We start from the raw sequence: 22,187 nt of genomic DNA, 5'->3' as shown, positions 1-22,187 counted from the left end.
CGTTCCTTGTTGCCATCAGGCGGGCGATAGCTTCGCAAGGCCGGCAGTGCCAGTGCAAGGGGCGTCGCGGCGCAATACCAGCGTTCGCAGGCTCGGCAGTGGTGGCAAAGGCGGTGGGGGGATGAGCGAGGTGACGTGGTAACGAGCAGCCGTTTGCCATGACGGGGAAGACGACGCCGTGTTTCGCGAGGGTGCCGGCAGGCCGGCACCACGGGTTTTTAGTATCAGACCACTTCGTCGATCAGCGAAGTGCTTGTCGGTTTGACGCCGGTTGGGGCTGGGGTCTGGTTCTTGAACGCATCCCTGAGCTTTTCCAGGGCTTCTTTCTGTTCGGCTGTCAGGGGGGGTGGGGATTTGTCAGCCGGTGGAAGGTTGATGCCGGGCAGGGTGCCGCCACTGGTCAACGGGGGGAAAGGGCGATTGTTGATTTCCATGACACTGCTTCCATGAGTGAGGGTTGAACCCAGGTTAGCGGCCATGGATCGTCGGTCTTTAGTTGGCAGGTTGCCCATGGGTGACCAGAGACGACCTGCCATAAAGAGACTTTTAGTTGATAACCATTCTCATTGGAGAATAAGATATGTTATTACATTGTTTTTGTTCTAGGAGTCGTCCCCATGAAAGTCCTGTCATCCCTCAAGGAAGCCAAGAACCGTCACCGTGACTGCCAGATCGTCAAGCGTCGCGGTCGCATCTATGTGATCTGCAAATCCAACCCGCGCTTCAAGGCCCGCCAGGGCGGGGCGAAGAACAGAAACAAGGGCTGAGTACAGCGTCAGGTTGGAGGGGCAGGGCGCTGTGCGAACTGCCCGCTCTCGACAGTGCCCCGGACCCGGGGCACAGGCTTTTCAGTCGTGCAGCAGGGTCGAGCCGTACTCATTGAAGCTGTTGCCCAGGGCGCTGCTGCCGTTGAGATTCAAATTGTTCACGCCGCCCCCGAGTCGGCACTTGTCTGAATAGCAGGGGTGGGTCGCCGAACTGGAGCAGGCGCCCAGTAGAAGGGTGGCGCTTATCAGGAACACCTTGAGGCAGCTCAACTTCATTTTCAGCATCTCCAGAGCAGGGTCAGGGATCGAGCGGACCGCAGCCTCATCCTACTCTGTTACATGTTGATACATCTTGCTGCCCTGGAAAAATATCTGCGGTGGGCGCCTGATGTCGGCTGCGCAAGGCGTTGCCCCGTGGGGTGCGGGCCATTGTTTCCCTGGGCCAGACCCGGTAGAAAGGCGCCATGCATTCAGAAAACAGATATCAGTATGAGCGACATTGAGAAATCCAATAGCCGCCTGTTCGACCTGGATCTGCTGCGAGCCATTGTCACGGTGGCCGATTGCGGTAGCTTCACCACGGCGGCGACTCGCTTGCACTCCACCCAGTCCACCATCAGCCAGAAGATCCGCCGCCTGGAGGAGATGGCCGGGCATCGCCTGCTCGAGCGTGGTAATCGCGATGTGTTGCCTACCGAGGCGGGCGAGACGCTGCTGGGTTATGCCCGGCGCTTGCTGGCGCTGAACGACGAAATGCTCGAAGCATTGTCCGGGGCCTCGGTGGCCTTGACGGTACGCATTGGCGTACCGGATGACTTTGCCGCAGGCCGCACTACCGAGCAGTTGGCCGCCTTCAATCGACGCTACCCCCAGGTAAAGCTGGAGGTCACCAGCGGCATGAGCCGCGACTTGAGCGCCAGCTATGACCGTGGCGAACTGGACCTGGTGTTGCTCAAGCAACGCCAGAACAGCCGCGAGGCGCTGGCTTGCTGGCCGGAGAAGACCCGTTGGGTGGACAGCGCCAGGAATCCCTGCATCGACCTTGACCCATTGCCTATCGTGACCTTTCCGCCACGAGGGGTGTACCGCGATGAAATGATCAATGCCCTGGAGGCCATCGGTCGGCGCTGGCACATCAGTTTCACCAGTTCCAGCCTCAGTGGCCTGCAGTCGGCCATTGCCGATGGCATGGGCATCGGCCTGCTGCCGCTGCGGGCGGTGACGGCCGAACATGCCATGTTGCCCAAGGCCACCGGGTTGCCCGCGGTGGATGTCTTCGAAGTGGCGTTGCTGCACCGCCCGGCGGCGGACCCGATGGTCAAGGAGTTGGCGCGGGTACTGTGCCGTGTACTGGCCCAGGACACCCGTGGCTGAGGTGGCTTGGCATTTGATAAATGAATGTCATGCATTTTTGTATTTAATTTGTGCATGAGTGCGCCGCTGGATATCGTGGTTGCCATGGCGGTCCGTGCCCCTGGTACGCCGACCCGACGCTTTGTCCACCTTGGCACCCTTGATGCGCGGGGCAGCAAAACAACAACGAGGAGAGTCTCCATGTCCAAATCCACCTACTACGCGCCGCATGGCGGGCATCCGGCCCAGACCGAGCTGCTCACCGACCGGGCGATGTTCACCGAAGCCTACGCGGTGATCCCCAAGGGCGTGATGCGCGATATCGTCACCAGCCATCTGCCCCACTGGGACAACATGCGCATGTGGGTCATCGCTCGCCCGCTGTCGGGTTTCGCTGAAACCTTCTCCCAGTACATCGTCGAAGTCGGCCCCAATGGCGGTAGCGACAAGCCCGAGCAGGACCCCAACGCCGAAGCGGTGCTGTTCGTTGTTGAAGGTGAAGTGAAGCTGACCCTGCAAGGCCAGGAACATGTACTCACGCCGGGTGGCTATGCCTTCATTCCGCCGGCCGCCGACTGGAAGCTGCGTAACACCAGTGGTACCGAGGCGCGCTTCCACTGGATCCGCAAGCACTACCAGAAGGTCGACGGTGTGCCGTATCCGGAGGCGTTCGTCACCAACGAACAGGACATCGAGCCGCGGGTGATGCCCGATACCGAGGGCCGCTGGAGTACCACGCGCTTCGTCGACATGAGCGACATGCGCCATGACATGCACGTCAACATCGTCAACTTCGAGCCGGGTGGCGTGATTCCGTTCGCCGAGACCCACGTCATGGAACACGGCCTCTATGTGCTGGAAGGCAAGGCGGTGTATCGCCTGAACCAGGACTGGGTCGAGGTCGAGGCCGGCGACTTCATGTGGCTGCGTGCCTTCTGCCCGCAGGCCTGCTACTCCGGTGGCCCGGGTCGCTTCCGCTACCTGCTGTACAAGGATGTGAACCGGCAGATGCGCCTGACCCTGCACGCACCCCATTGATGGGTTGGCGGGGCGGGCAGCGATGCTTGCAGTCCTGCCTGTTGCAAGACCAGAGAAAACCGGCGAGCGATCGCCGGTTTTCTTTGGCCCGCAGAACAGGTGGGCCTTTGGGGGGCTGAGACTGCTGTCTGGGCGGTTGGCGCGACAGTATGTCGCACTGGCGCGTTCGGCGAGCCTGGTCTTTGCTGTGTCGGTCTCGGCGTAGTGCCGGTCGTGGCTGGTTCACGCCGGGCGAGGGGTAGAAGTGTCCAGCCCCTTGTAGATGGAGGTCAGGCTACAGAAAAGGACGCGGATCGTTATCGATATATCGACCAAGGAGGTCATGTTGAAAAAGAAGATGCTGGCGGCTTCGCTGCTGCTCTGGATGTTCTCGTTGACGGCTCAGGCAGACTGCGCAGTACTGGGCCCCTGGGACGATCCCTGCACGAAGCCGGTGCTAGGACCGACCCCGACGGTTTGCGAGTGCCCCAATAACTAACCTGTGTCCCGACAGGGGATATGGATTTTCGGTGACTGACCAGGAGGTTGAACATGAAGAAGGTGATGTTGGCGGTATTGCTACTGTGTGGTTTTTCCCTGACGGCCCAGGCATCTTGCCCGGTGTTCGGGCCATCCGAGGATCCATGCAGCGGTCCGGTGTTTGGCCCGACCACTTGCGAATGCCCTTGAGATAGCTTGCCTGGCGGGCCCGGCGGATGTCGGGCCTGCACTTGGGCAAGAAGGTTGTGAGGGCCGGGTGGGCAAGGCCCAACGTGCAGCATGCGGGTTTGTCGATACATGGCTGGATCCTGGCGCCCCGACGTTACGGAGAACAGGCAATGAAGACGCTTCAAGCATTGGTTTTCGATGTCCAGGGGACCGTCACCGATTTTCGTTCGAGCATCGCGCAACAGGCGGCAGCCATTGCGGGTGCCCGGGCTCCCAGCGTCGACTGGGGCCGTTTTGTCGATGCCTGGCGAGGCAAGTATCGCCCGGCCCTCGATGACATTCTTTGTGGCAGGCGGCCATGGACGTCCGTGGATCGCCTCTATCGCAGCGCCCTCGATGAGGTCATCGAGGCATACGACGTTGGATTCCTCGGCCCCGAGGAGCGCGAGCGCATCAACTTCGCCTGGCAGACGATCGCTCCCTGGCCCGATGTCGTCCAGGGCCTGCATCGACTCAAGGCCCGCTTCAAGCTGGCGACCCTGTCAAACGCCGACGTCAGTGCGGTGGTCAATATTTCAAAGGCCGGGGCATTGCCCTGGGACGCTATTTTCGCTGCCGAGATGGTCGGGACCTTCAAGCCCGATCCACGGACTTATGACATGGCGCTGCGCTATCTGGGCGTGGCTGCTGGCGATGCCATGATGGTTGCCTGTCACAAGTACGATCTGCTGGCTGCGGGGGCCCTGGGCATGAAAACCGCGTTCGTGGCCAGGCCGCTGGAGTTCGGGCCGGGGGGCGATGTCGATACCGCGTTCGATGAGCGGTTTGATATCAATGCTCGGGACTTCCTGGACTTGGCCGATCAACTGGGCTGCTGAGTCGCCAAGGTGGCAGTGGCGCCCTGGTGTTTTCATTCTGCCGATAGGCTTGTCAGGGACAGCGCGCTTGACTGCTCAAGTGTGAAAAGCGGTTTTCGTATCAAGGGCGTGTTCGAGGATAATGGCTGCAGCATTGTCCTTGGGAGCGATCCGGTGAAAGCAGTTTATGGCGAGGCCTATGTCGAGAAGTTGATCGACGCTCGAAGCTACGACGCCATGGCCACCCTGGGAGCCCATATCGAAGCGGCTGCACCCTTACCCGGTGAGCCAGCCCTGGGCCTGCCCATACCCTTGTTTGTGTATGTGGAGGCCTTGACCTGGTTGGCCCAGTCCGTTCGGTCAGGTGCCTGGACATATTTCGAAGCGACACCGCTGTTGCGCCAGGAGGCGATGTGCCAAGGCCTTGCGCAGTTGGGTGGCGAGCTCTTCATGGGTTGGTATTGCTTTGGCATGCGCCATTGGATGGATAGCTCGAGGATGCGTGAACTGGACCACTGGCTCGACGAGTCGGAACAGGTGCAGGAGGCTTGGCTGGCAAGCCTGCTCGACTCGCACCGTGCTCGAGTCAAAGAATTGCTTTGCGCAAGGATCGAGCAGGTAGTTGGTTGAACATCGGACGAGAAGAGCGCTGAGCATGACGGGTAATACTTCACGCCTGGTTTATCGGGTACCACAGCCTGGCGATGCGCAACGGCTGTTGTGTATCTACGGCGACCCTCGAACCCAGCTTTTCAATCCGGCCGGGCCAATGGCCGATCTTGGCGAGGCCGAGCGGTTGCTGGAGCGCTGGATCGAACACTGGGCCAGGTACCAATACGGCACCTGGGCGATTTCCAGTAGCGATGCCCCCGAGCAGATCCTGGGTTTTGGCGGGATTGCCCATCACCACTATCTGGCTGAACAGCGCATCAACCTGGGTTATCGCTTCGCCGTTGAAGCGTGGGGCAAGGGCTATGCCACCCAGTTAGGCCAAGATGCCTTGCAGCATGCATTTGTGCAGCTTGGTTTGCCTGAGGTCTTCGGGCTGGTCCGGCCGGATCATGCGGCGTCCATCCGGGTGCTGGAGAAAATTGGCATGCAGCTCTTTGCCCAGTTGGATGATGTGCCTGGCCAGGCACCGAGCCTGGTGTACAGGGGGCGGCAAGGTAAGCCAGGCTGACCCAGGCCCGAAGCTCCAGCTATTGAGCGGCAATCCCTGCGAGGTTGGTTCTTGGTCAGGTGGTGTGCGAAAACCTGGAAGGCTACCTGGATAAAGCGGAGCAACAGGTTTTGTCGTGAGCAGTATCTGGTGTGACAATGCCTGGTCATTTTGAAAGGATTCATCAATTCATGTTCTTGCTTGAGCTTTACGATGCGCTGACGACCCAATATTGGACTCCCGTTCTTGCGGCGATCCTGACGATGATCGGGTTGTGGTTTCGCAGTCAATCCTATGAAGCGGAGGGCGGCTGGACCTTAGGACTGCTTGTCGTTCTTTGTCTTATCGCGTTCTTCCCTAACGGCTATCACTCGGTATTCCATACGGGTGCCACTTACTACAGTCACGATCGTATTTATGCACCCAGTTACCCGGCCAAGTTTGTTGCCGACGTACTCTTGACGGTCCTGGGAGTGGTGGTTGGACTGGCCTCTCGATTGTTTACCGGTCGTTAGTAATGGCCTGGCGAGTTTGTCCGGTGGGCCAGGCATTGTGACCAAGTTCAAGGTGTAGCCTTCGTTGGCTTATCGAAGCGCGTCACGATCCGTTGGTTCTCTTTCAGTCTGCGAATAGGCGCTCGATGGTCTTCTCGGTTTCTGGTCCAGGGCCTAGGACGAATGTACTAGATAGCCCTTTGCCTTATGTTCAGGGTGTGAAGCTATTGCCTTAAACGATAATGGCAAAGGGATGGCCCCATGATGGCTTTTACCAGACGGCTTTTGCCTGCCGCATTACTGTGCAGTGCCCTGGCTGCCCAGGCGGGCGATGTGCAGATGGGCGATTTCTGGGTGGTTCACTACCAAGGTGGCCTGGGCAAGCACCAGGTGTTCATCGCCGACGGCGACCCCAATAACATCTACAGCCGCCCAGGTGGCGCGAAATCATTGGGCGTCTATCAACATTACGAAGAGCCCGGTAAGCCCACCTTCACCGCTTGGGATGTCGAAGTCGATTGTGCGAAGAACCGCGTGCGCATCACCGGCGCGCAGGAAGTTCGCAGCTTGTTCAATGAACTTCGCAACGTAAAGTATTCCGACCAATGGCAGAGCAAGCCTGACACCTGGCTGGCGCAAAGCCGTGACTTCGTATGCAAGCCGGCTGAACGCCAGGCCAAGAAGATGGAGCGCTTGGGGGTAATGTCTGCATCGCAAATGAGCAAGGCCGGGCCGCAGCTGTTCCAGATACTGAACCGCGAGACCGCCAAGGCGGCCATCATGCAGCAGATAGATGAAGGATTCGCACAGATGTCTGCCAAGTAAAGCGGCCTCCAGGGAGAAGACCTTATGAATCGATTACTCATGTTGGCCCTGTTGGCCACCTTGCTCAGCGGCTGCGCATCACTGGCAGCCAGCAGTGCCTGGAAAGATCGCCCAGTGGGCGAGTTGATCGACTTCTTCGGTGTGCCAAGGCGGGTCATGGTGGTGCCGGATGAGGATTTGGTAGTGCTCAGGTATGTACGCGACAGTAGTTATGTCACGCGTGAAGCCGCGGGTACTTACACGGGGCCGCAGAACGGGCAACTTGTGCATGCAGAGTATTGGGAAGACGTGCAGCACTCAGGCAGTTGTGAGATCGATGTGTTCATCAACAGAGCGCGACTGGTGCAAAAGGTGCGGACGAAAGGGCGCTGTGCCGCTATCGAGATGGCACCGCAGACTCGGTCGGTTTCAGGGTAGCGAACGGGCCACTGGCGACGACCAGGGGCGGGATGGCTGTCGTCCCCTGCCATCCCTTGCCAGTTCCCTAGCGACGTGGGCAGCTAATCTTGAAGGTTCGAATGGAAAGCGCTTCATTGCGAGCGTCTTTCTCGTTCTGAGCACTCATTGAGTAGCTGCCGTCTTGGTAGCTTTGGGCCAGGAGTGCGTTATTACGATCAATTTCACTGAAAAGGTGAGCGCACTCGATGGCCTTCGCCTCGGCGGACGCAGGGGCAGGTGCATTTTCTACATCGAGAACGTATTGAGATTTTTCATAAGTACAACCTACCAGGGTTGAAAGTGCCAACATTGCAGCGATCTTCTTCATGTTATTTCCATATAGTTTGCGAACGTCCTAGCGGTGGGTTCACAGGGAAGGGGGGATCTGGGGGATTACAGCCTTGTCCGATTCATCGCTAGTGCGCTTGTGTTGTCGTCCGAGCGGTTCGAAGCCAGCCATTGGCCAATAGGTTTTTAGGAAGAGGCCGCGATCGCCAAGGCAAATTGTTCGTCGCTCATGTATGGGGGATCGTAGGCTGCATGGTAGTAGCGAACGGCCTGTTCGAACTGAGATCCTCGGATTTCGCCATCTGAACCAATGAAGGCAAGAGCGTCAGTCTTGGCGGACTGACTAAGGCTATTCATAGCCATCGTAGTGGGGCCTGTGGTCGCCACGAGGAGAAAGCTGGGGGCCAGTGTGGTAATGACCAGAGTCCTTTCCACCGGGTCGTGTATTTCATAGGCTGCAACCTGGCTACTCATTGATGCACATAGGATTACCGCCAGAGCCTTGCGTGAACCCATCCTAACTACTTCCTTGTTATCTGGCGAAAGGCGCAACGATATCAGGAGCGGGCGCCTGCTAGAAGCGGGCTGCAGCTGGCAGCGAACCCAGCCATTCTATGACGAGTCGATGGCTGTTGCGGCCGAAAGGCGTGAGCTGATTTTGACATCGACCAGCTACTACATGAAGGCCCTTGTCGGGCTTATGGTCGGGGCGATCGATGGGTAGGGCTGGCTTCCGCCCGATTGCCTGGAGTTGACTGACAAGGTAGGGGATTTCGGTTATTCAGTACTGGTTGTATGTACAGTATTTTAGTGAGATAGTTTTGCCATTCCTCGGGCTCATGGAGAACGCATTCCGTTCCATGCTGGCGTCACCTTGTATGAACCCGTGCGAAGGCCTTGAGTCTCGAAAAATCGCCTTTTGAGCGACATGAATGCGGAACCTTCCGCGATAAATCATTCGACTCGATAGGTGAAAAAATGGCTGAACAAATGGGTTCAAGTTTCAAGACGTTTGTGGGAGAAGGCGTCTCGGTAGTCTTCACTCCTGCACAGAACATCAACGGTGCTGTCGTTCGTACCGCAACCATGCACATTGGGCCTTCGTATGGAGCCCTGACCACTGGCCCGACCCCGCCCAAGGACTACTGGAACATCACGACCCCTTCGATTCTTATGGTCCGCGGCGCGGCCCCGTCAGGAGGAGGTGGTTTTCCAGGCGCGGCCTCGACATTGCCGTTCCAAGTGACTATTCCGGCAGGCCAGGGACTGTGGGTGATCATGGGCGCAGGCGGTAATGGCGGTGCTTGCGTGACTTACGATCTGCTTCCTTGATCGACAGTTGAGCTGACGGCCGGGGAGTTCAGCGGATTCATATGAGCTTCCCTGTCGAACTTCAATTCCGGTACAGGAGGTGTGCGGCTCCATCAGCGAGCTGCCAAGGTTTGCTTACGAAACTGGCCGTTGGTTGTTACGAGTTGCAGGTCGGCTTGCTATTGATCAAACAGTGATACTGATCTTAGTGTGGTGCATATATATGCAACTTCCCGCCCAGCGTTGTGCTGGGCGGGAAGTTATTCATTTATTTCCCGTTGATGTAGACGCTTGGGCCCTATTTGCAACATCCAAGGATGTTGTTTGCCGTATCGACAATGATGAACGACCCAATGTATGACACTCGGCCATCCCGTTGCGCATCAGCTTGCCATGCGGTGGTTTTAACCAGGTCAGAAGTTGGCGGGCCGTCAGGGCTGAGAGGGTCCAGCGATGCAATACGTACCTCTGTTGGCACAACACTCAGCCAACTTCCCTGTAAGGAATCACTGAATATCGAAGCCCAGCTATTACGCTGGGCTGCTTGGCTTCTAAAGCGTCGATGGGCGTGACAAGACTCAGCCGGACTCGGTCTGCAGTGGATGCGAATGGTAAGAATAAATACTGGTTGTATATGCAGTATTTTGCTGGGATAGTAATTTCATTCCTCGTGATCAACGGCAGTGAAAACCAGCTTGTTGTTGGTGCTGGCCTCTTGGAGCGAGTGAAAGCCCTGAGCTTCAAGCCATCGCCTTTGAGCGACATGACAGCGGATTTTTCCGCAACAATCATTCGACTCATTAGGTAACAACATGGCTTATATCCGATACGACTTTACTGACAATGGCTCCTCTGTGCTGCCGGCTCGTTACTACATGAAGCCGAATCAGTATCTGCAGTCTCCCAACAAGCGCTTCAAGCTGATCTTTCAGGCTGATGGCAACCTTGCGCTGTATGACGGTGTTCAAGCGGTTTGGGTCGCCGACCAGAACACTCCCTTCACGAATGTGACCAAGGGCAATACCAAAGACCCCATGATGGTTTACATGAACTATGGCTTCGTTTTGGATGACCCATTGCGTGGTCGTATCTGGGCGACTACCCCAAGTGATCCCACCATGGGTTCTCGTGAAGATGCATCGCTGCGCGCGTTCACCCAGGTTCAGGATGACGGGAATATTGTAACCATCGATACCATCCCTCACTGGTTCGCACCTAACGGCCGTCTGTTCACTCCGGCAGTGGGTGCGGCGATGATCATCGATGGCAATACCGAGCTGGTTCCAGGCCAGTTCTATAGCGCCGGCGATCACTCCCTCGTCTTCCAAGGGGATGGCAACCTGGTGGTTTACGGTCCGAACTTCAGCGTTGTCTGGGCGACTTACACCCAGAACAAGGGCGCCGTTAAGTGCGTGATGCAGGGCGACGGTAACTTGGTGATCTATGCCGCAAACTATGTCCCGCTGTGGCAGAGCGGCACTGGTGGCCGTGCTGGGGCAACGCTTCGTCTACAGGCGAATGGTAGCCTGGCGGTGGTAACCGAGCGACCAATCTGGGCCCGTTTCGGGTACACCCCGACCATCAAGCCTCCTCGAGTGTTCTATCCGGACCACCAGTGGAAAACTGCTAGCTACACCTGGGACAACAAGTTCTGAGCCGCCACATGGAGCCCCGCAGCGTTGCGGGGCTTTAGCATGTTGTCTTCAGATCCTGGTGGGCTTGTTTTTGCAGCCTGCCAACCGAGAAAGCCAAGAGCTTCAGCTCATCGCCTTTGAGCGACATGAACGCGGAATTTCCCGCGATTAATCATTCAATTCAAAGGTAACAAAATGAACGCAGTAACTATGGGTAAGCACTTCACTACACTGCACCCGAACGGGATTGTGGAGATTGTATCGGCAGCACAAAACACTGGTGGTCTGATCATCCAGACCGGTCTGATCGCCCCCTCGAACGGTACTGTTGATCTATATGTAGGGCCGACCGGTTCTTCCCTTGCCGATTCAGCAATCATCTTCTCCGGTAACGGTTCTCATATCACCAATAGCAACTCGGAGGTTGTCATGCCGTATCCGATTCGCATCCCTGCGGGCAAAGCGCTGTGGACATACTCGTCTACTCCGGGTGGCGCAATCGCATTGACATGGGATTTGCTGGCCTAACGCTTCATTCTGATCCCGCCTAGTTGCGGGATCTTTCCTTGCGGCTCCACCACACCAATTGCTCCAAGCTGGGAGCGCTGCTGGGATTTACCTAATTCAAGCATGCCCCATGGAGTCGAGCGCATGGAGTTTCTGTACCGCCTGCTCGACAGGCTTGATATGTGGTTTCCCGCGGGATTGGTTGGTGCGTTTGTGCGGCCTGGTCCTGGCAGGCGAACGCCTACGGCAAGGCCCTGGCCGAACAGGTCAAGGCGTACAGCACAGACCGGGAGCAGGCCGCTACGGCGGTGATCAACTGGCAGGGAGAGCAGCAGGACGCTCGCCGTGCGCTGGAGGATCGCCTGCAAGCGCATGACGAAACCCACTACGCTGCTCAACGAATTGTCGGAATCCCCGGAGACGGCGACCAAGGACTGATCGCCCTGGCGGCGTGCCAGAGCTACGTCAAAGAAATCGTTTCAACGAAGTGAAAAGGAGCGGCCGGGCCAGCTGCGTCAACATCTAACCCGGCCGCTGTCCCCGCCTATATATACCTTCAGTCAATCCCCGCCAATATTCTTACCGCAGTAGTGGGTGGGGATGTGGACCTAAACGAACTGGTTCGACTGCATCTGCAGTTCCAACACCAAAGCTGGGGACCAGCAATCACAAGTTACTCAACCTCAAAACGCTTCATACACAGGTTTGGTGCAGTCTTCGTATACCACCTGGCAAGCCTTGCCTCCCGTGTCGACACACCCCTGTTGAGCCACTATTCGGGCTTCTTCCGGGTCTTTGGCACTGCCCAGGCCAGAGCGGGACGTCCCGTCCTTGCTGCTGGGAACCATCCATGCGACACATTGGTTTCGATACGTAAAAATCACCTTGCAATCAGGCGCCCCCCGCCTGCTGCAATCGGACAAGGCAAACTTCTCGGCACTCTCCTTGCTGGGCCTGTTGACGGCAACACCTGCATCTGCGGTTGCTCCAGATGAAGCGATTGCGCCCCAGGTCTTATGCCACTGCCCGGCGGGCTCCTGCTCGCGGGGGCTCCCACCAGCACCTGGGATCGGAGCGCAGCCGCCAACCCCTTGATCGCCGATGGGATATTGCCCAGCAGGACACCTCCCCTCCGCATGGGCAATTGCCGGAAAGGCAAGAGCCAATAGCAAAAGCAAATTGGCCCAGTGCAGCGGTGCGGCGCCAAACATAGACGATTTCATATACACCTCAGTTTCACGCCGAGCTCATGTTTGCGCACTACCTCGCCCGATGCGTTTTCTCGTGTTCCGGGATGTATGACCAAACGCTGATCGCCTTGAGGGCTGGTGTCCTGGCCCGCGTAAGGTCGTTCAGAAAAATAGTTTGGGTATGCCAGCTGCGGCGGTCAACATAGGATGGATGTGCTAATGGCCCATTGCCGTTATCGATTGGGGTCGCCGTCGCGCGCAATCAGGTCATAGAAACCCGACGGCATAAAGTCCGGCTCACAGTCGATCAGCGTTTCGACGGCGTGCCAGTACGCCGCATTTGCGATCTCGTCGAGTTCGAATTTCTCAGCGGCGCTGATGATCAGTTCATCAAGCATGTCTTGCGAGATGAGGCGGCACATTGAGCGATGCATTTCTGGATAGTTGAAGCGACTGTCATGGTCGTCAAGGTAGCGGCGCCAGGGCTCCATCCGCTCGGCTTTCGTGTGTGCATGTCTGCGATTCGAGGCGACGAGGTGTATAGGGAGGGGGGTTGGTGTTCGGTCGACAGGACGCCGGAGGAGGGCTAGTTATGGAACACGTCCATAATAGTTATGGAACGCATTAAGTGGAATGGCTCCAAGGCTGAATGCCAGAAACAAAAAAGCCCTGAATAATCAGGGCTTTATCGTAGAGATTTGGCGGAGGCGTAGAGATTCGAACTCTAGGACCTGTTACAGTCGGCGGTTTTCAAGACCGCTGCCTTAAACCACTCGGCCACACCTCCAGATCGCGTTGCGGGCGCCATAATACCCGAATGAAACACACTGTCAAACTCTCTGCGTCGCGAGTTACAGCGCCTCTGTTATCATCCTTGCCACTAAATGTTTCAACCAACAGGAGTGTCGCCATGCGCGAACAGGATTACGCAGTTAACAACGGCGTGCAGGCCGAGCAGCTAGAGGTTAGCCGCGTCCTGCGCAACACTTACGGCTTGCTGGCCCTGACCCTCGCTTTCAGCGGGATCATGGCTTATGTGGCGCAACAGATGCGTGTCGGCTACCCGAACGTCTTCGTCGTGCTGATCGGTTTCTACGGTCTGTTCTTCCTCACCAGCAAACTCCGCGACTCGGTCTGGGGCCTGGTTTCGACTTTCGCCCTGACCGGTTTCATGGGCTTTTTGCTGGGCCCGATCCTCAACCGCTACCTGGGCATGCAGGGCGGCGCTGAAGTGGTCAGCTCGGCCTTCGCCATGACCGCACTGGTGTTCGGCGGCCTGTCGGCCTACGTGCTGATCACCCGCAAGGACATGAGCTTCCTGGGTGGTTTCATCACCGCCGGTTTCTTCGTCCTGATGGGCGCCGTGCTGGCCAGCCTGTTCTTCCAGATCAGCGGCCTGCAACTGGCGATCAGCGCCGGCTTCGTGCTGTTCTCCTCGGTGTGCATCCTGTTCCAGACCAGCGCCATCATCCACGGCGGCGAGCGCAACTACATCATGGCTACCATCAGCCTGTATGTATCGATCTACAACCTGTTCGTCAGCCTGCTGCAGTTGTTCGGCATCATGAGCCGCGACGACTGATCCTCAGTTCCAAGCCTTGAAAAAGCCCGCTTCGGCGGGCTTTTTTATTGCCTGGGTTTTCTTGGCCGGAGCAGGGCGGGTGTTCACTCCATGGGCGGCAGGCGGCGCTTGATCGGTGATTTCTTGACGATCGAGGTGTTGGTCTCGGCGTACTGGTTGAGGCGGTCCAGCAAGCTGTCCAGTTGTTCCATGGAGCGCACCTGCAGGCGTGCAAAAAAACAGTCGTCGCCGGTGACCTTGTCGCACTCGGTGAACTCGGGGATCGCCAGGATCTGCCGTTCGACTTCCTGCAGTTTTCCCGGCAAGGGGCGGATGCGCACGATGGCCTGTAATTGATAACCGAGGAATTTGGGGTCGATTTCCAGGGTGTAGGCGCTGATCACGCCACGCTCTTCGAGCCGGCGCAGGCGCTCGGCGACACTGGGGGCGGACAGCCCGCTGATTTGCGCCAGGGCCTTGAGCGAGCGTCGGGAGTCCTGCATCAAGGCACTGATCAGTGCCTGGTCAATAGCATCCAGCATGGCAATCTCGTTAGGTTGATGGGCAGTTTTGCCTTGAAAAAAAAGGTACGGCACGAGTCTAGCCTAGGATTTGCCATGGCAGGCCTTGAAGCACGCTGCGCATAATCTGGCCACTGGTATGAGGAGCCTGATGATGGATGCATTGATTCGTCGCGGATCGCTGGAAATGAGCGCCGCCATGTTGATTTCCGGAACCATTGGCTGGTTCGTCCTGGTCTCGGGGCAACCGGTCTTGGACGTGGTGTTCTGGCGCTGCCTGTTTGGCGCCGCGACCTTGCTGCTGGTCTGCGCTGCCCTGGGTTTGCTGCGCAAGGATATTCTCACGCGCCGGGTCCTGCTGCTGGCGGTGGTCAGCGGCGCGGCGATCGTCGGCAACTGGGTGCTGTTGTTCGGCTCCTATTCCCGGGCCTCGATCGCCATCGGCACTGCGGTGTACAACGTCCAGCCGTTCCTCCTGGTGGGTTTGGGGGCGTTGTTCCTGGGAGAAAAAATCACGGCGCAGAAATTATTCTGGCTGTGCCTGTCGTTCGGCGGAATGCTGGCCATCGTCAGTGCCCATGAAGGGCAGGGCGAGTCTGGCGATGACTACCTGCTGGGGATCGGCCTGGCCCTGGGCGCAGCCTTGCTGTACGCCTTCGCTGCGCTGCTGATCAAACGCCTGAGCGGAACCCCGCCGCATTTGATCGCCCTGATCCAGGTCTGCACCGGCGTATTGCTGCTGGCGCCTTGGGCCAACCTCGGCACGCCACCCCGGGAGGCCAGCGCCTGGGCCAGCCTGCTGGCACTGGGCATCATCCACACGGGACTGATGTACGTGCTGCTGTACGGTGCGATCCAGAAGTTGCCCACGGCGTTGACCGGGGCCTTGTCCTTCATCTATCCGATCGCGGCGATCTTCGTCGATTGGCTGGCGTTCGGTCACCGCTTGGGCTGGCTGCAGTGGCTCGGGGTCGGTGCGATCCTGCTCGCCGCCGCCGGCATGCAGCAGGGCTGGAGCTCGAAGTTGCGACGCAGTGCCTTGCAGTGAGCGGGCCTGCACCGGTCGGCACCTGGCCTTGACAGCCCGGGGCACAGCGCTAGATTTCAGCATGCGCCGCAACGTTTGCGATGCACTTTCTCTTGATCCAGCCGCCTGGCGATCCGGCCATCCGTGCCTGGATCATTGCCGGGTGCCTGGCCCTGCCTGACGCCGCCCCGGTGGTCGATTACCTGTCATTGCCAACTCGCGCCGCACAGGGCCGGTTGGCCCTGGAGCGATCATGAGCACTCGACGCAAGGTTCCCGGAATCCGCAACTACGATGGTCCCGCCGGTGGCTGGGGCGCGCTCAAGGCCACGGCCACGGCCGTACGCGAGCAGATGGACACCCTCAAGGCCCCCCTGACCCTGATGCGCACCAACCAGCCCGACGGTTTCGATTGCCCGGGTTGCGCCTGGCCGGACAAGGAGCACAAGTCGACCTTCCAGTTCTGCGAGAACGGCGCCAAGGCGGTGACCTGGGAAGCCACCAACAAACGGGTGACGCCCGAGTTCCTGGCCAGCCATCCGGTGGCCTCGCTGTTGCAGCGCTCGGACTATCAGTTGGAGGACCTCGGTCGCCTTACCGAGCCTCTGGTTTACGATCGCGCGAGCGATACTTTCAAGCCGGTGCCCTGGCAGGCCGCCTTCGAGCGCATTGGCCAGGTCCTGCGTGGCCTGAAGCCCGAGCAGGTGGAGTTCTACACCTCGGGCAGGGCCTCCAACGAGGCGGCCTACCTGTACCAGCTGTTTGCCCGGGAATATGGCTGCAACAACTTTCCCGACTGCTCGAACATGTGCCATGAGCCCACCAGCGTCGGTTTGCCCAGGTCCATCGGGATCGGCAAGGGCACGGTATCGCTGGAGGATTTCGATGTTTGCGAGCTGATCATCTCCATCGGCCACAACCCCGGCACCAACCATCCGCGGATGATGGGCACCCTGCATGAGGCGTCACGGCGCAAAGTGCCGATCATGGTCTTCAACCCCTTGCGCGAGCGGGCCCTGGAGCGCTTCGCCGATCCGCAGAACATGGTGGAGATGGCCACCTATGGCTCCACGCGCATCGCCTCCTCGTACTTCCAGGTCAAGGCAGGCGGTGACGCCGCGGCGGTCAAGGGCATCATGAAGGCCTTGTTGGCCCTGGAGCAAAGCCTTGGGCAGGTGCTGGACCGCGACTTCATCGCCCAGCACACCCTGGGCTTCGCTGCCCTGGAGGCCGACCTGCACGCCACCCAGTGGGCGGATATCGAACAGGCCAGTGGCCTCAAGCAGAGCGACCTGGAAATGGTCGCCGCGGCCTATGCCAAGTCCAATGCCACCATCGTCACCTATGGCATGGGCATTACCCAGCACAACGAGGGCACCGCCAATGTGCGGCTGATCTGCGACCTCTTGATGTTGCGAGGCAACCTGGGCAAGCCCGGGGCGGGGATCTGCCCGCTGCGTGGCCACTCCAATGTGCAGGGCAACCGCACCGTGGGCATCACCGAAAAACCCGCGCAGGCGTTCCTCGACAAGCTCGAGCAGGTGTTCGGCTTCAAGCCACCGGCCAGCCATGGCCACGACGCGGTGCAAGCGATGCAGGCGATCATTGCCGGCCAGTCCAAGGCCCTGCTATGCCTGGGGGGCAACTTCGCCGTGGCCCTGCCGGACCCGGGCCAGTGTTTCCCGGCCATGGCCCAGCTCGACCTGAGCGTGCACATCGCCACCAAGCTCAACCGCAGCCATCTGTTGGTGGCCAAGGAAACTTACGTTTTTCCCTGCCTGGGCCGCACCGAAATGGACGTGCAGGACGGCATGCGCCAGGCGATCACCGTCGAGGATTCGATGTCCATGGTCCATGCCTCGGCCGGCAAGCTGGCCCCGGCCTCGCAAGCCCTGATGTCGGAACCGGCGATCGTCGCCGGCATGGCCAAGGCGACGCTGACCGCGAGCAAGGTGCCGTGGCTGGAGCTGGTGGCCGACTACGACAAGATCCGCGACCTGATCGAGAAGACCGTGCCTGGCTTCGATGACTACAACGCCAGGATCCGCGTTCCAGGAGGCTTCCGCATGCCCCTGGCGGCGGCCGAGCGCCAATGGCTGACGCCTTCGGGCAAGGCCGAGTTCTTTGTCTTCCCCGGCTTGCACGAAGACAAGGAAGTGGATGGCGCCGATGTCCTGCGCCTGGTCACCCTGCGCAGCCATGACCAGTACAACACCACCATCTATGCCCTGGACGATCGCTATCGTGGGGTCTTCGGTCGTCGCGACGTACTGTTCATCAGCCCGGCGGACCTGGCGGCCCGGGGCCTGGCCCATGGCGACCTGGTGGACATCGAGACGGTGACCGACGGCCGGCGCCTGCGCTATGAGAACATCACCGCCATCGAGTACAAGATCGCCCCGGGCACCGTCGGCGCCTATTACCCCGAGGCCAACCGCCTGGTGCCGCTGGACTACCTGGACGTCGACAGCGGCACGCCGTCCTACAAGTCGGTACCGGTGCGGGTGCTGCGCGCGGGCGTTTAGCCGCCAGGTTGGCCATCCGATCCCTTGGAAGGTCCTGCGGAGCTTGGCGCAGCTTCGCAGGCTCGACAGCGACCACAGGAGTGGGTGGCTACGGCGCCGCAATCTGCTAATTTCCGTGGGTGATTTTTTCGACCGTAGCCTGTGGAATCCAACATGACGACACCTTCATCCTCGGCCGGGCGCCTGCCCGAGCCCCAAGCTGTCTGCAGCCCCATTACCCGCAGCGCGATCTTCATCGTCGCCACCCTGGCGCCCGGTGCCGAAGCGGCGCAAACCCTGCGCGAGTGGTGCGCCGATGTCGCCGGGCGAGTGCGCTCGGTGGGCAAGCGGGTACCGGCGGGCAACCTGACCTGCGTCTGTGGTTTCGGCTCCGCCGCCTGGGACCGGCTGTTCGGCGGGCCGCGCCCGGCCGCGCTGCATCCGTTTCGTGAAGTGGGGGTAGCGGGGCGGCTGGCACCGTCCACCCCGGGCGACCTGCTGCTGCATATTCGCGCCGAACAGATGGACCTGTGCTTCGAACTCGCCACCCAGTTGCTCAAGCCATTGGGCGCTGCGATCGAAGTGGTGGACGAGGTCCAGGGTTTTCGCTACTTCGACATGCGCAGCATGGTGGGTTTCGTCGACGGCACCGAGAACCCGGTGGGCCGTGAAGCCGTGGACTTCACCCTGGTGGGCGACGAGGACCCGCCGTTCGCCAACGGCAGCTACGTCCTGGTGCAGAAGTACCTGCACAACATGAGCGCCTGGAACGAACTGACCGTTGAGGCCCAGGAACGCATCATCGGCCGGACCAAGCTGGACGACATCGAGCTGGCCGACGGGGTCAAGCCCAGCTGTTCCCACAGCTCCCTGACCACCCTCGAGGAGAACGGCGAAGAGGTGAAGATCCTGCGCGACAACATGCCGTTCGGCCGGCCGGGGGCCGGGGAGTTCGGCACCTACTTCATCGGCTACGCGCGCTCGCCACAGCCGGTGGAGCAAATGCTGGAAAACATGTTCGTCGGGCGGCCGGCGGGCAACTACGATCGCCTGCTGGACTACAGCACGGCAGTGACCGGCGGCTTGTTCTTCGTGCCTTCGGCCGAGCTGTTCGAAGACTTGGCCGAACGCGAGCCAACGCCCCTCTGAACGCACACGCCCCCGACACGCAAGTGCGTGCCGGGGGCGTGTGGGCAGTGGGCCTCGATCAGTGGCTGCGCATGCCCGCGGCTTGCATCAGCAGCCGCAACAACCCGGCCACCAGCCCCAGGCTGACCACGCTGGCCAACCAGATGCCGGCCATCCACAACAGTTGCCGCCACCCCGGAACGGGGCGTGTGACTTGTGTCTTATCCATGGGCCAGCTCCAGGACCAGGGCCGTGGTGCAGGCCAGTGTCAGTATCGCCCCCAGGTACAGCAGGCTCAGTTGTGCCACCTGGCGGTGCAAGGGCAGGCGGGCCAGGGTTTCGTGCAGGGTTGGGTTCTCAGTGGTAGCCATCGCCGATCCTCACTTTGCCGCGGAATACGTAGTAGCTCCAGCAGGTGTACATCAGGATGATCGGCAGGATGAACAGCGTGCCGATCAGGATGAACAACTGGCTGGTCAGGGGCGAGGCCGCTTCCCACAGGCTGATGGACGGCGGCACGATGTTCGGCCAGATACTGAAGGCCAGGCCGATGTAGCCCAGGAACACCAGCACCAGGGTGAACACGAACGGCCAGTGCGAATGATGCTGGCGCAAGGTTCCGAGCAAGCCCCAGAACGCCAGCAGGCCCAGCACCAGCAGCGCGCCGAAGATCACGATATGGGCGTGGCCGAACCAGCGGGTGGCAATCTCCGGATGCAGCATGGGGGTCCACACGCACAGCACCGCGATCACCGCCGTCAGGGCGAACGCCAGGGGCCGGGTGTAGTGGCGCATGCGTGCTTCGAGCATGCCTTCGGTCTTGACCAGCAGCCAGGTGCTGCCCAGCAGCGCATAGGCCACCACCAGCCCCAGGCCGCAGAACAGCGGGAAGGGCGCCAGCCAGTCCAGGGCGCCGCCGGCGAACTGGCGATCGACCACCGGGATGCCGCTGATATAGGTGCCGATCACGATGCCCTGGCACAGGGTCGCCAGCAGCGAGCCGCCGATGAAGGCCAGGTCCCAGATATGCCGCTTCTCGGGGCTGGCCTTGAAGCGGAACTCGAAGGCCACGCCACGAAAGATCAGCCCCGCCAGCATGAACACCAGCGGCAGGTACAACGCCTCCAGGATCACCGAATAGGCCAGCGGGAAGGCGCCGTACAGCGCCGCGCCGCCGAGCACCAGCCAGGTCTCGTTACCGTCCCAGACCGGGGCCACGGTGTTCATCATCACGTCCCGTTCCCGGGCATCGGGGATCAGCGGGAAGAGAATGCCGAGCCCCAGGTCGAAGCCGTCCATGATCACGTACATCATCACCCCGAAGGCAATGATGACGCCCCAGATCAACGATAGATCTATGCCTTGAATAGCCATGATCGTTTCCCTTGTTTCAGTTGTGGTGATCGCCGGACGCGAACGTCTCGGAGATGGCGGACAGCGGACGACGCGGGGTCGGTTCCTGGGCCTGTGTGGCTTCGGGCAGGTGCTCGTGGTGGGGCTGCGGGCCCTTGCGCACCAGCTTCATCATGTAGCCGATGCCCACGGCGAATACCGAGAAGTAGATCAGTACGAACAACGCCAGGGACACGCTCAGCTGCATCACGCTGTGGTTGGACGCGGCATCGCTGGTACGCAGCAGGCCGTAGACCACCCAGGGCTGGCGACCGACTTCGGTGGTGATCCAGCCTGCCAGCATGGCGATCAGCCCGGTGGGGCCCATCAGCAGGACCAGGCGCAGGAACCAGCGATTGCGGTACAGCGCGCCGCTGCGCCGCAGCAGCAGGCCCAGCACCCCGGTGAGGATCATCAGCATGCCGAGCCCGGCCATGATGCGGAAACTGAAGAACACGATGGCCGAGTTGGGTCGGTCTTCCTTGGGGAAGCTCTTGAGCGCGGGGATCTGCTTGTCCAGGCTGTGGGTCAGGATCAGGCTGCCCAGGTACGGCACCTCCAGGGCGTAGTCGGTCTTCTCGCTGTCCATGTTGGGCAGGCCGAACAGCACCAGGGGCGAGGGCTCGTCACCGTGGTTTTCCCAGTGCCCTTCGATGGCGGCGATCTTCGCCGGCTGGTGTTCCAGGGTGTTGAGGCCGTGGGCATCACCGACCACCGCCTGGATCGGCGCGACGATCAGCGCCATCCACAGCGCCATCGACAGCATCTTGCGCACTTGCGGCGTGTCGTTGCCACGCAGCAGGTGCCAGGCGCCGGAGGCCCCGACGAAGAACGCCGTGGAGACGAACGCGGCGATGGCCATGTGCGCCAGGCGGAAGGGGAACGACGGGTTGAAGACGATCGCCAGCCAGTCCATGGGCATGATCCGCCCATCGACGATGGAGAAGCCCTGGGGCGTCTGCATCCAGCTGTTGGAGGCCAGGATCCAGAAGGTCGAGATCAGGGTGCCGATGGCCACCATCACCGTGGAGAAGAAGTGCAGCCCGCGGCCGACCCGGTTCCAGCCGAACAGCATGACCCCGAGGAAACCCGCTTCGAGGAAGAACGCGGTGAGTACCTCGTAGGTCAGCAGGGGGCCGGTGATGCTGCCGGCGAAGTCCGAGAAACGACTCCAGTTGGTGCCGAACTCATAGGCCATGACCAGTCCGGAGACCACGCCCATGCCGAAGTTGACGGCGAAGATCTTCGACCAGAAGTGATACAGGTCCTTGTAGGTGTTGTTGTGGGTCTTGAGCCAAAGCCCTTCGAGCACGGCCAGGAAACTGGCCAGGCCGATGGTGATGGCCGGGAAGATGATGTGGAACGAGACCGTGAACGCGAACTGGATGCGCGCCAGGTCCAGTGCCTGTAGATCAAACATGACGATACCCTCGTAAAGGCTGGATGCCGTGCAGCCGCCGCCCGTTCGCCGCGAGCCGCAAGGGCTCGCGCTACGGGGGCGGGGGCTGCGAGTGGAGGCCGGGGCGGTGTACCGACCCCGGGCCCG

31 protein-coding genes and 1 tRNA gene are annotated in these 22,187 nt (G+C 60.1%); 20 read left to right on the top strand and 12 right to left on the bottom strand.

Annotated features, from left to right (window positions below):
- Nucleotides 1-224: 224 nt before the first annotated feature.
- Complete coding sequence (locus C4K39_RS28250) at nt 225-434, bottom strand: hypothetical protein (protein ID WP_124348018.1); 210 nt, start codon at nt 432-434, stop codon at nt 225-227.
- A 183-nt stretch (nt 435-617) separates the two neighbouring features.
- Between C4K39_RS28250 and ykgO the strand changes: the two genes are divergently transcribed.
- On the top strand, nt 618-767 hold the full coding sequence (ykgO, locus tag C4K39_RS28245; protein WP_011062095.1) for a type B 50S ribosomal protein L36: 150 nt from the start codon (nt 618-620) through the stop codon (nt 765-767).
- A gap of 81 nt (nt 768-848) precedes the next feature.
- Here the strand turns inward: ykgO and C4K39_RS28240 are convergent, their stop codons facing one another.
- The gene (locus C4K39_RS28240) at nt 849-1,043 is read right to left on the bottom strand and encodes a hypothetical protein (RefSeq protein WP_068578129.1); all 195 of its coding nucleotides are present in this window, start codon (nt 1,041-1,043) and stop codon (nt 849-851) included.
- A 213-nt stretch (nt 1,044-1,256) separates the two neighbouring features.
- Between C4K39_RS28240 and C4K39_RS28235 the strand changes: the two genes are divergently transcribed.
- The 10 genes from C4K39_RS28235 (at nt 1,257) to C4K39_RS28195 (ending at nt 7,558) form a co-directional block, all read left to right on the top strand.
- Complete coding sequence (locus C4K39_RS28235; protein WP_068578132.1) at nt 1,257-2,141, top strand: LysR substrate-binding domain-containing protein; 885 nt, start codon at nt 1,257-1,259, stop codon at nt 2,139-2,141.
- 180 nt (nt 2,142-2,321) lie between these two features.
- Nucleotides 2,322-3,158 carry a bifunctional allantoicase/(S)-ureidoglycine aminohydrolase gene (locus C4K39_RS28230; RefSeq protein WP_068578134.1) on the top strand — a complete coding sequence of 279 codons (837 nt, stop codon included), beginning with the start codon at nt 2,322-2,324 and terminating at the stop codon, nt 3,156-3,158.
- 325 nt (nt 3,159-3,483) lie between these two features.
- Nucleotides 3,484-3,636, top strand: a complete 153-nt coding sequence (locus C4K39_RS28225) for a PA0050 family protein (protein WP_124348017.1) — start codon at nt 3,484-3,486, stop codon at nt 3,634-3,636.
- A 53-nt stretch (nt 3,637-3,689) separates the two neighbouring features.
- On the top strand, nt 3,690-3,827 hold the full coding sequence (locus C4K39_RS31915; protein ID WP_225926510.1) for a PA0050 family protein: 138 nt from the start codon (nt 3,690-3,692) through the stop codon (nt 3,825-3,827).
- Between the two features lie 149 nt (nt 3,828-3,976).
- Nucleotides 3,977-4,684, top strand: coding sequence for a haloacid dehalogenase type II (locus C4K39_RS28220; RefSeq protein ID WP_124348016.1), 708 nt, complete (start codon nt 3,977-3,979; stop codon nt 4,682-4,684).
- 153 nt (nt 4,685-4,837) lie between these two features.
- Nucleotides 4,838-5,293 (top strand): hypothetical protein, encoded by a 456-nt coding sequence (locus C4K39_RS28215; protein ID WP_124348015.1) that lies wholly within the window; start codon nt 4,838-4,840, stop codon nt 5,291-5,293.
- Between the two features lie 25 nt (nt 5,294-5,318).
- Nucleotides 5,319-5,843 carry a GNAT family N-acetyltransferase gene (locus tag C4K39_RS28210; protein ID WP_124348014.1) on the top strand — a complete coding sequence of 175 codons (525 nt, stop codon included), beginning with the start codon at nt 5,319-5,321 and terminating at the stop codon, nt 5,841-5,843.
- Nucleotides 5,844-6,013: 170 nt separating this feature from the next.
- Complete coding sequence (locus C4K39_RS28205; protein ID WP_124348013.1) at nt 6,014-6,337, top strand: hypothetical protein; 324 nt, start codon at nt 6,014-6,016, stop codon at nt 6,335-6,337.
- Between the two features lie 240 nt (nt 6,338-6,577).
- A complete protein-coding gene (locus C4K39_RS28200) occupies nt 6,578-7,141 on the top strand; it encodes a hypothetical protein (protein ID WP_124348012.1) in 564 nt (187 codons plus the stop codon).
- 24 nt (nt 7,142-7,165) lie between these two features.
- Nucleotides 7,166-7,558 carry a hypothetical protein gene (locus C4K39_RS28195; protein WP_068578150.1) on the top strand — a complete coding sequence of 131 codons (393 nt, stop codon included), beginning with the start codon at nt 7,166-7,168 and terminating at the stop codon, nt 7,556-7,558.
- Nucleotides 7,559-7,625: 67 nt separating this feature from the next.
- Here the strand turns inward: C4K39_RS28195 and C4K39_RS28190 are convergent, their stop codons facing one another.
- Nucleotides 7,626-7,907 (bottom strand): hypothetical protein, encoded by a 282-nt coding sequence (locus C4K39_RS28190; RefSeq protein ID WP_124348011.1) that lies wholly within the window; start codon nt 7,905-7,907, stop codon nt 7,626-7,628.
- Nucleotides 7,908-8,053: 146 nt separating this feature from the next.
- Nucleotides 8,054-8,383 (bottom strand): DUF2388 domain-containing protein, encoded by a 330-nt coding sequence (locus tag C4K39_RS28185; protein ID WP_124348010.1) that lies wholly within the window; start codon nt 8,381-8,383, stop codon nt 8,054-8,056.
- Between the two features lie 381 nt (nt 8,384-8,764).
- Here C4K39_RS28185 and C4K39_RS28180 point away from each other — a divergent pair, with 381 nt between their 5' ends.
- From C4K39_RS28180 to C4K39_RS28165, 4 genes are all read left to right on the top strand, one after another.
- Nucleotides 8,765-9,199: a hypothetical protein gene (locus C4K39_RS28180; protein WP_124348009.1), complete on the top strand. Its 435-nt coding sequence runs from the start codon at nt 8,765-8,767 to the stop codon at nt 9,197-9,199.
- A 791-nt stretch (nt 9,200-9,990) separates the two neighbouring features.
- Nucleotides 9,991-10,833, top strand: coding sequence for a putidacin L1 family lectin-like bacteriocin (locus tag C4K39_RS28175; RefSeq protein ID WP_124348008.1), 843 nt, complete (start codon nt 9,991-9,993; stop codon nt 10,831-10,833).
- Nucleotides 10,834-11,007: 174 nt separating this feature from the next.
- Nucleotides 11,008-11,340: a hypothetical protein gene (locus C4K39_RS28170; protein WP_124348007.1), complete on the top strand. Its 333-nt coding sequence runs from the start codon at nt 11,008-11,010 to the stop codon at nt 11,338-11,340.
- 161 nt (nt 11,341-11,501) lie between these two features.
- Nucleotides 11,502-11,810 (top strand): hypothetical protein, encoded by a 309-nt coding sequence (locus tag C4K39_RS28165; RefSeq protein ID WP_124348006.1) that lies wholly within the window; start codon nt 11,502-11,504, stop codon nt 11,808-11,810.
- A gap of 192 nt (nt 11,811-12,002) precedes the next feature.
- Here C4K39_RS28165 and C4K39_RS32080 read toward each other — a convergent pair whose 3' ends face one another.
- The 3 genes from C4K39_RS32080 to C4K39_RS28150 all read right to left on the bottom strand — a co-directional run bounded on the left by C4K39_RS32080 (nt 12,003) and on the right by C4K39_RS28150 (nt 13,296).
- A complete protein-coding gene (locus C4K39_RS32080) occupies nt 12,003-12,530 on the bottom strand; it encodes a DUF4189 domain-containing protein (RefSeq protein WP_124348425.1) in 528 nt (175 codons plus the stop codon).
- A 212-nt stretch (nt 12,531-12,742) separates the two neighbouring features.
- Nucleotides 12,743-13,000 carry a hypothetical protein gene (locus C4K39_RS28155; protein ID WP_124348005.1) on the bottom strand — a complete coding sequence of 86 codons (258 nt, stop codon included), beginning with the start codon at nt 12,998-13,000 and terminating at the stop codon, nt 12,743-12,745.
- A gap of 208 nt (nt 13,001-13,208) precedes the next feature.
- Nucleotides 13,209-13,296 (bottom strand) — tRNA-Ser (locus C4K39_RS28150).
- A gap of 123 nt (nt 13,297-13,419) precedes the next feature.
- Here C4K39_RS28150 and C4K39_RS28145 point away from each other — a divergent pair.
- Entirely contained in the window at nt 13,420-14,091 is a 672-nt protein-coding gene (locus tag C4K39_RS28145) for a Bax inhibitor-1/YccA family protein (RefSeq protein ID WP_022639478.1), read from the top strand.
- An 83-nt stretch (nt 14,092-14,174) separates the two neighbouring features.
- Here the strand turns inward: C4K39_RS28145 and C4K39_RS28140 are convergent, their stop codons facing one another.
- Nucleotides 14,175-14,612, bottom strand: a complete 438-nt coding sequence (locus tag C4K39_RS28140) for an Lrp/AsnC family transcriptional regulator (protein ID WP_068581096.1) — start codon at nt 14,610-14,612, stop codon at nt 14,175-14,177.
- A gap of 133 nt (nt 14,613-14,745) precedes the next feature.
- On the opposite strand from C4K39_RS28140, the gene C4K39_RS28135 reads away from it, so the two are divergent.
- The 4 genes from C4K39_RS28135 to C4K39_RS28125 all read left to right on the top strand — a co-directional run bounded on the left by C4K39_RS28135 (nt 14,746) and on the right by C4K39_RS28125 (nt 19,270).
- Nucleotides 14,746-15,639, top strand: coding sequence for a DMT family transporter (locus tag C4K39_RS28135; protein ID WP_124348004.1), 894 nt, complete (start codon nt 14,746-14,748; stop codon nt 15,637-15,639).
- 80 nt (nt 15,640-15,719) lie between these two features.
- Complete coding sequence (locus C4K39_RS31620; protein ID WP_164487334.1) at nt 15,720-15,875, top strand: hypothetical protein; 156 nt, start codon at nt 15,720-15,722, stop codon at nt 15,873-15,875.
- A complete protein-coding gene (locus C4K39_RS28130) occupies nt 15,872-18,142 on the top strand; it encodes an FdhF/YdeP family oxidoreductase (RefSeq protein ID WP_124348003.1) in 2,271 nt (756 codons plus the stop codon). Before C4K39_RS31620 ends, C4K39_RS28130 begins: the two co-directional genes overlap by 4 nt.
- Nucleotides 18,143-18,295: 153 nt before the next feature.
- Entirely contained in the window at nt 18,296-19,270 is a 975-nt protein-coding gene (locus tag C4K39_RS28125; protein WP_124348002.1) for a Dyp-type peroxidase, read from the top strand.
- A 58-nt stretch (nt 19,271-19,328) separates the two neighbouring features.
- Here the strand turns inward: C4K39_RS28125 and C4K39_RS28120 are convergent, their stop codons facing one another.
- From C4K39_RS28120 to C4K39_RS28110, 4 genes are read right to left on the bottom strand one after another with little or no spacing between them, the layout of a single operon-like run.
- Entirely contained in the window at nt 19,329-19,478 is a 150-nt protein-coding gene (locus C4K39_RS28120) for a DUF2474 domain-containing protein (protein ID WP_083235762.1), read from the bottom strand.
- Nucleotides 19,471-19,620 carry a hypothetical protein gene (locus tag C4K39_RS31615; protein ID WP_164485031.1) on the bottom strand — a complete coding sequence of 50 codons (150 nt, stop codon included), beginning with the start codon at nt 19,618-19,620 and terminating at the stop codon, nt 19,471-19,473. The genes C4K39_RS28120 and C4K39_RS31615 overlap by 8 nt, the downstream gene beginning before the upstream one ends.
- On the bottom strand, nt 19,607-20,623 hold the full coding sequence (gene cydB / locus C4K39_RS28115; RefSeq protein ID WP_068581087.1) for a cytochrome d ubiquinol oxidase subunit II: 1,017 nt from the start codon (nt 20,621-20,623) through the stop codon (nt 19,607-19,609). The genes C4K39_RS31615 and cydB overlap by 14 nt, the downstream gene beginning before the upstream one ends.
- 16 nt (nt 20,624-20,639) lie before the next feature.
- On the bottom strand, nt 20,640-22,061 hold the full coding sequence (locus C4K39_RS28110; RefSeq protein ID WP_068581098.1) for a cytochrome ubiquinol oxidase subunit I: 1,422 nt from the start codon (nt 22,059-22,061) through the stop codon (nt 20,640-20,642).
- Nucleotides 22,062-22,187: the final 126 nt, after the last annotated feature.

Source organism: Pseudomonas sessilinigenes, from assembly GCF_003850565.1.
GTDB classification, from domain to species: domain Bacteria; phylum Pseudomonadota; class Gammaproteobacteria; order Pseudomonadales; family Pseudomonadaceae; genus Aquipseudomonas; species Aquipseudomonas sessilinigenes.
The sequence above is the reverse complement of the archived record's forward strand: the minus strand, read 5'-3'. Positions and strand labels throughout refer to the sequence as shown.

Coding starts and splice junctions, on each gene's coding strand:
- C4K39_RS28220 (WP_124348016.1), top strand. CDS start 3,977: ATGAAGACGCTTCAAGCATTGGTTTTCGATGTCCAGGGGACCGTCACC.
- C4K39_RS28235 (WP_068578132.1), top strand. CDS start 1,257: ATGAGCGACATTGAGAAATCCAATAGCCGCCTGTTCGACCTGGATCTG.
- C4K39_RS28200 (WP_124348012.1), top strand. CDS start 6,578: ATGATGGCTTTTACCAGACGGCTTTTGCCTGCCGCATTACTGTGCAGT.
- C4K39_RS28125 (WP_124348002.1), top strand. CDS start 18,296: ATGACGACACCTTCATCCTCGGCCGGGCGCCTGCCCGAGCCCCAAGCT.
- C4K39_RS28110 (WP_068581098.1), bottom strand. CDS start 22,061: ATGTTTGATCTACAGGCACTGGACCTGGCGCGCATCCAGTTCGCGTTC.
- C4K39_RS28120 (WP_083235762.1), bottom strand. CDS start 19,478: ATGGATAAGACACAAGTCACACGCCCCGTTCCGGGGTGGCGGCAACTG.
- C4K39_RS28130 (WP_124348003.1), top strand. CDS start 15,872: ATGAGCACTCGACGCAAGGTTCCCGGAATCCGCAACTACGATGGTCCC.
- C4K39_RS28145 (WP_022639478.1), top strand. CDS start 13,420: ATGCGCGAACAGGATTACGCAGTTAACAACGGCGTGCAGGCCGAGCAG.
- C4K39_RS28195 (WP_068578150.1), top strand. CDS start 7,166: ATGAATCGATTACTCATGTTGGCCCTGTTGGCCACCTTGCTCAGCGGC.
- C4K39_RS31915 (WP_225926510.1), top strand. CDS start 3,690: ATGAAGAAGGTGATGTTGGCGGTATTGCTACTGTGTGGTTTTTCCCTG.
- cydB (WP_068581087.1), bottom strand. CDS start 20,623: ATGGCTATTCAAGGCATAGATCTATCGTTGATCTGGGGCGTCATCATT.
- C4K39_RS28240 (WP_068578129.1), bottom strand. CDS start 1,043: ATGAAGTTGAGCTGCCTCAAGGTGTTCCTGATAAGCGCCACCCTTCTA.
- C4K39_RS31620 (WP_164487334.1), top strand. CDS start 15,720: ATGCACTTTCTCTTGATCCAGCCGCCTGGCGATCCGGCCATCCGTGCC.
- C4K39_RS28190 (WP_124348011.1), bottom strand. CDS start 7,907: ATGAAGAAGATCGCTGCAATGTTGGCACTTTCAACCCTGGTAGGTTGT.
- C4K39_RS28210 (WP_124348014.1), top strand. CDS start 5,319: ATGACGGGTAATACTTCACGCCTGGTTTATCGGGTACCACAGCCTGGC.
- C4K39_RS28230 (WP_068578134.1), top strand. CDS start 2,322: ATGTCCAAATCCACCTACTACGCGCCGCATGGCGGGCATCCGGCCCAG.
- C4K39_RS28135 (WP_124348004.1), top strand. CDS start 14,746: ATGGATGCATTGATTCGTCGCGGATCGCTGGAAATGAGCGCCGCCATG.
- C4K39_RS31615 (WP_164485031.1), bottom strand. CDS start 19,620: ATGGCTACCACTGAGAACCCAACCCTGCACGAAACCCTGGCCCGCCTG.
- ykgO (WP_011062095.1), top strand. CDS start 618: ATGAAAGTCCTGTCATCCCTCAAGGAAGCCAAGAACCGTCACCGTGAC.
- C4K39_RS28175 (WP_124348008.1), top strand. CDS start 9,991: ATGGCTTATATCCGATACGACTTTACTGACAATGGCTCCTCTGTGCTG.
- C4K39_RS28170 (WP_124348007.1), top strand. CDS start 11,008: ATGAACGCAGTAACTATGGGTAAGCACTTCACTACACTGCACCCGAAC.
- C4K39_RS28155 (WP_124348005.1), bottom strand. CDS start 13,000: ATGGAGCCCTGGCGCCGCTACCTTGACGACCATGACAGTCGCTTCAAC.
- C4K39_RS28250 (WP_124348018.1), bottom strand. CDS start 434: ATGGAAATCAACAATCGCCCTTTCCCCCCGTTGACCAGTGGCGGCACC.
- C4K39_RS28185 (WP_124348010.1), bottom strand. CDS start 8,383: ATGGGTTCACGCAAGGCTCTGGCGGTAATCCTATGTGCATCAATGAGT.
- C4K39_RS28140 (WP_068581096.1), bottom strand. CDS start 14,612: ATGCTGGATGCTATTGACCAGGCACTGATCAGTGCCTTGATGCAGGAC.
- C4K39_RS32080 (WP_124348425.1), bottom strand. CDS start 12,530: ATGTTTGGCGCCGCACCGCTGCACTGGGCCAATTTGCTTTTGCTATTG.
- C4K39_RS28205 (WP_124348013.1), top strand. CDS start 6,014: ATGTTCTTGCTTGAGCTTTACGATGCGCTGACGACCCAATATTGGACT.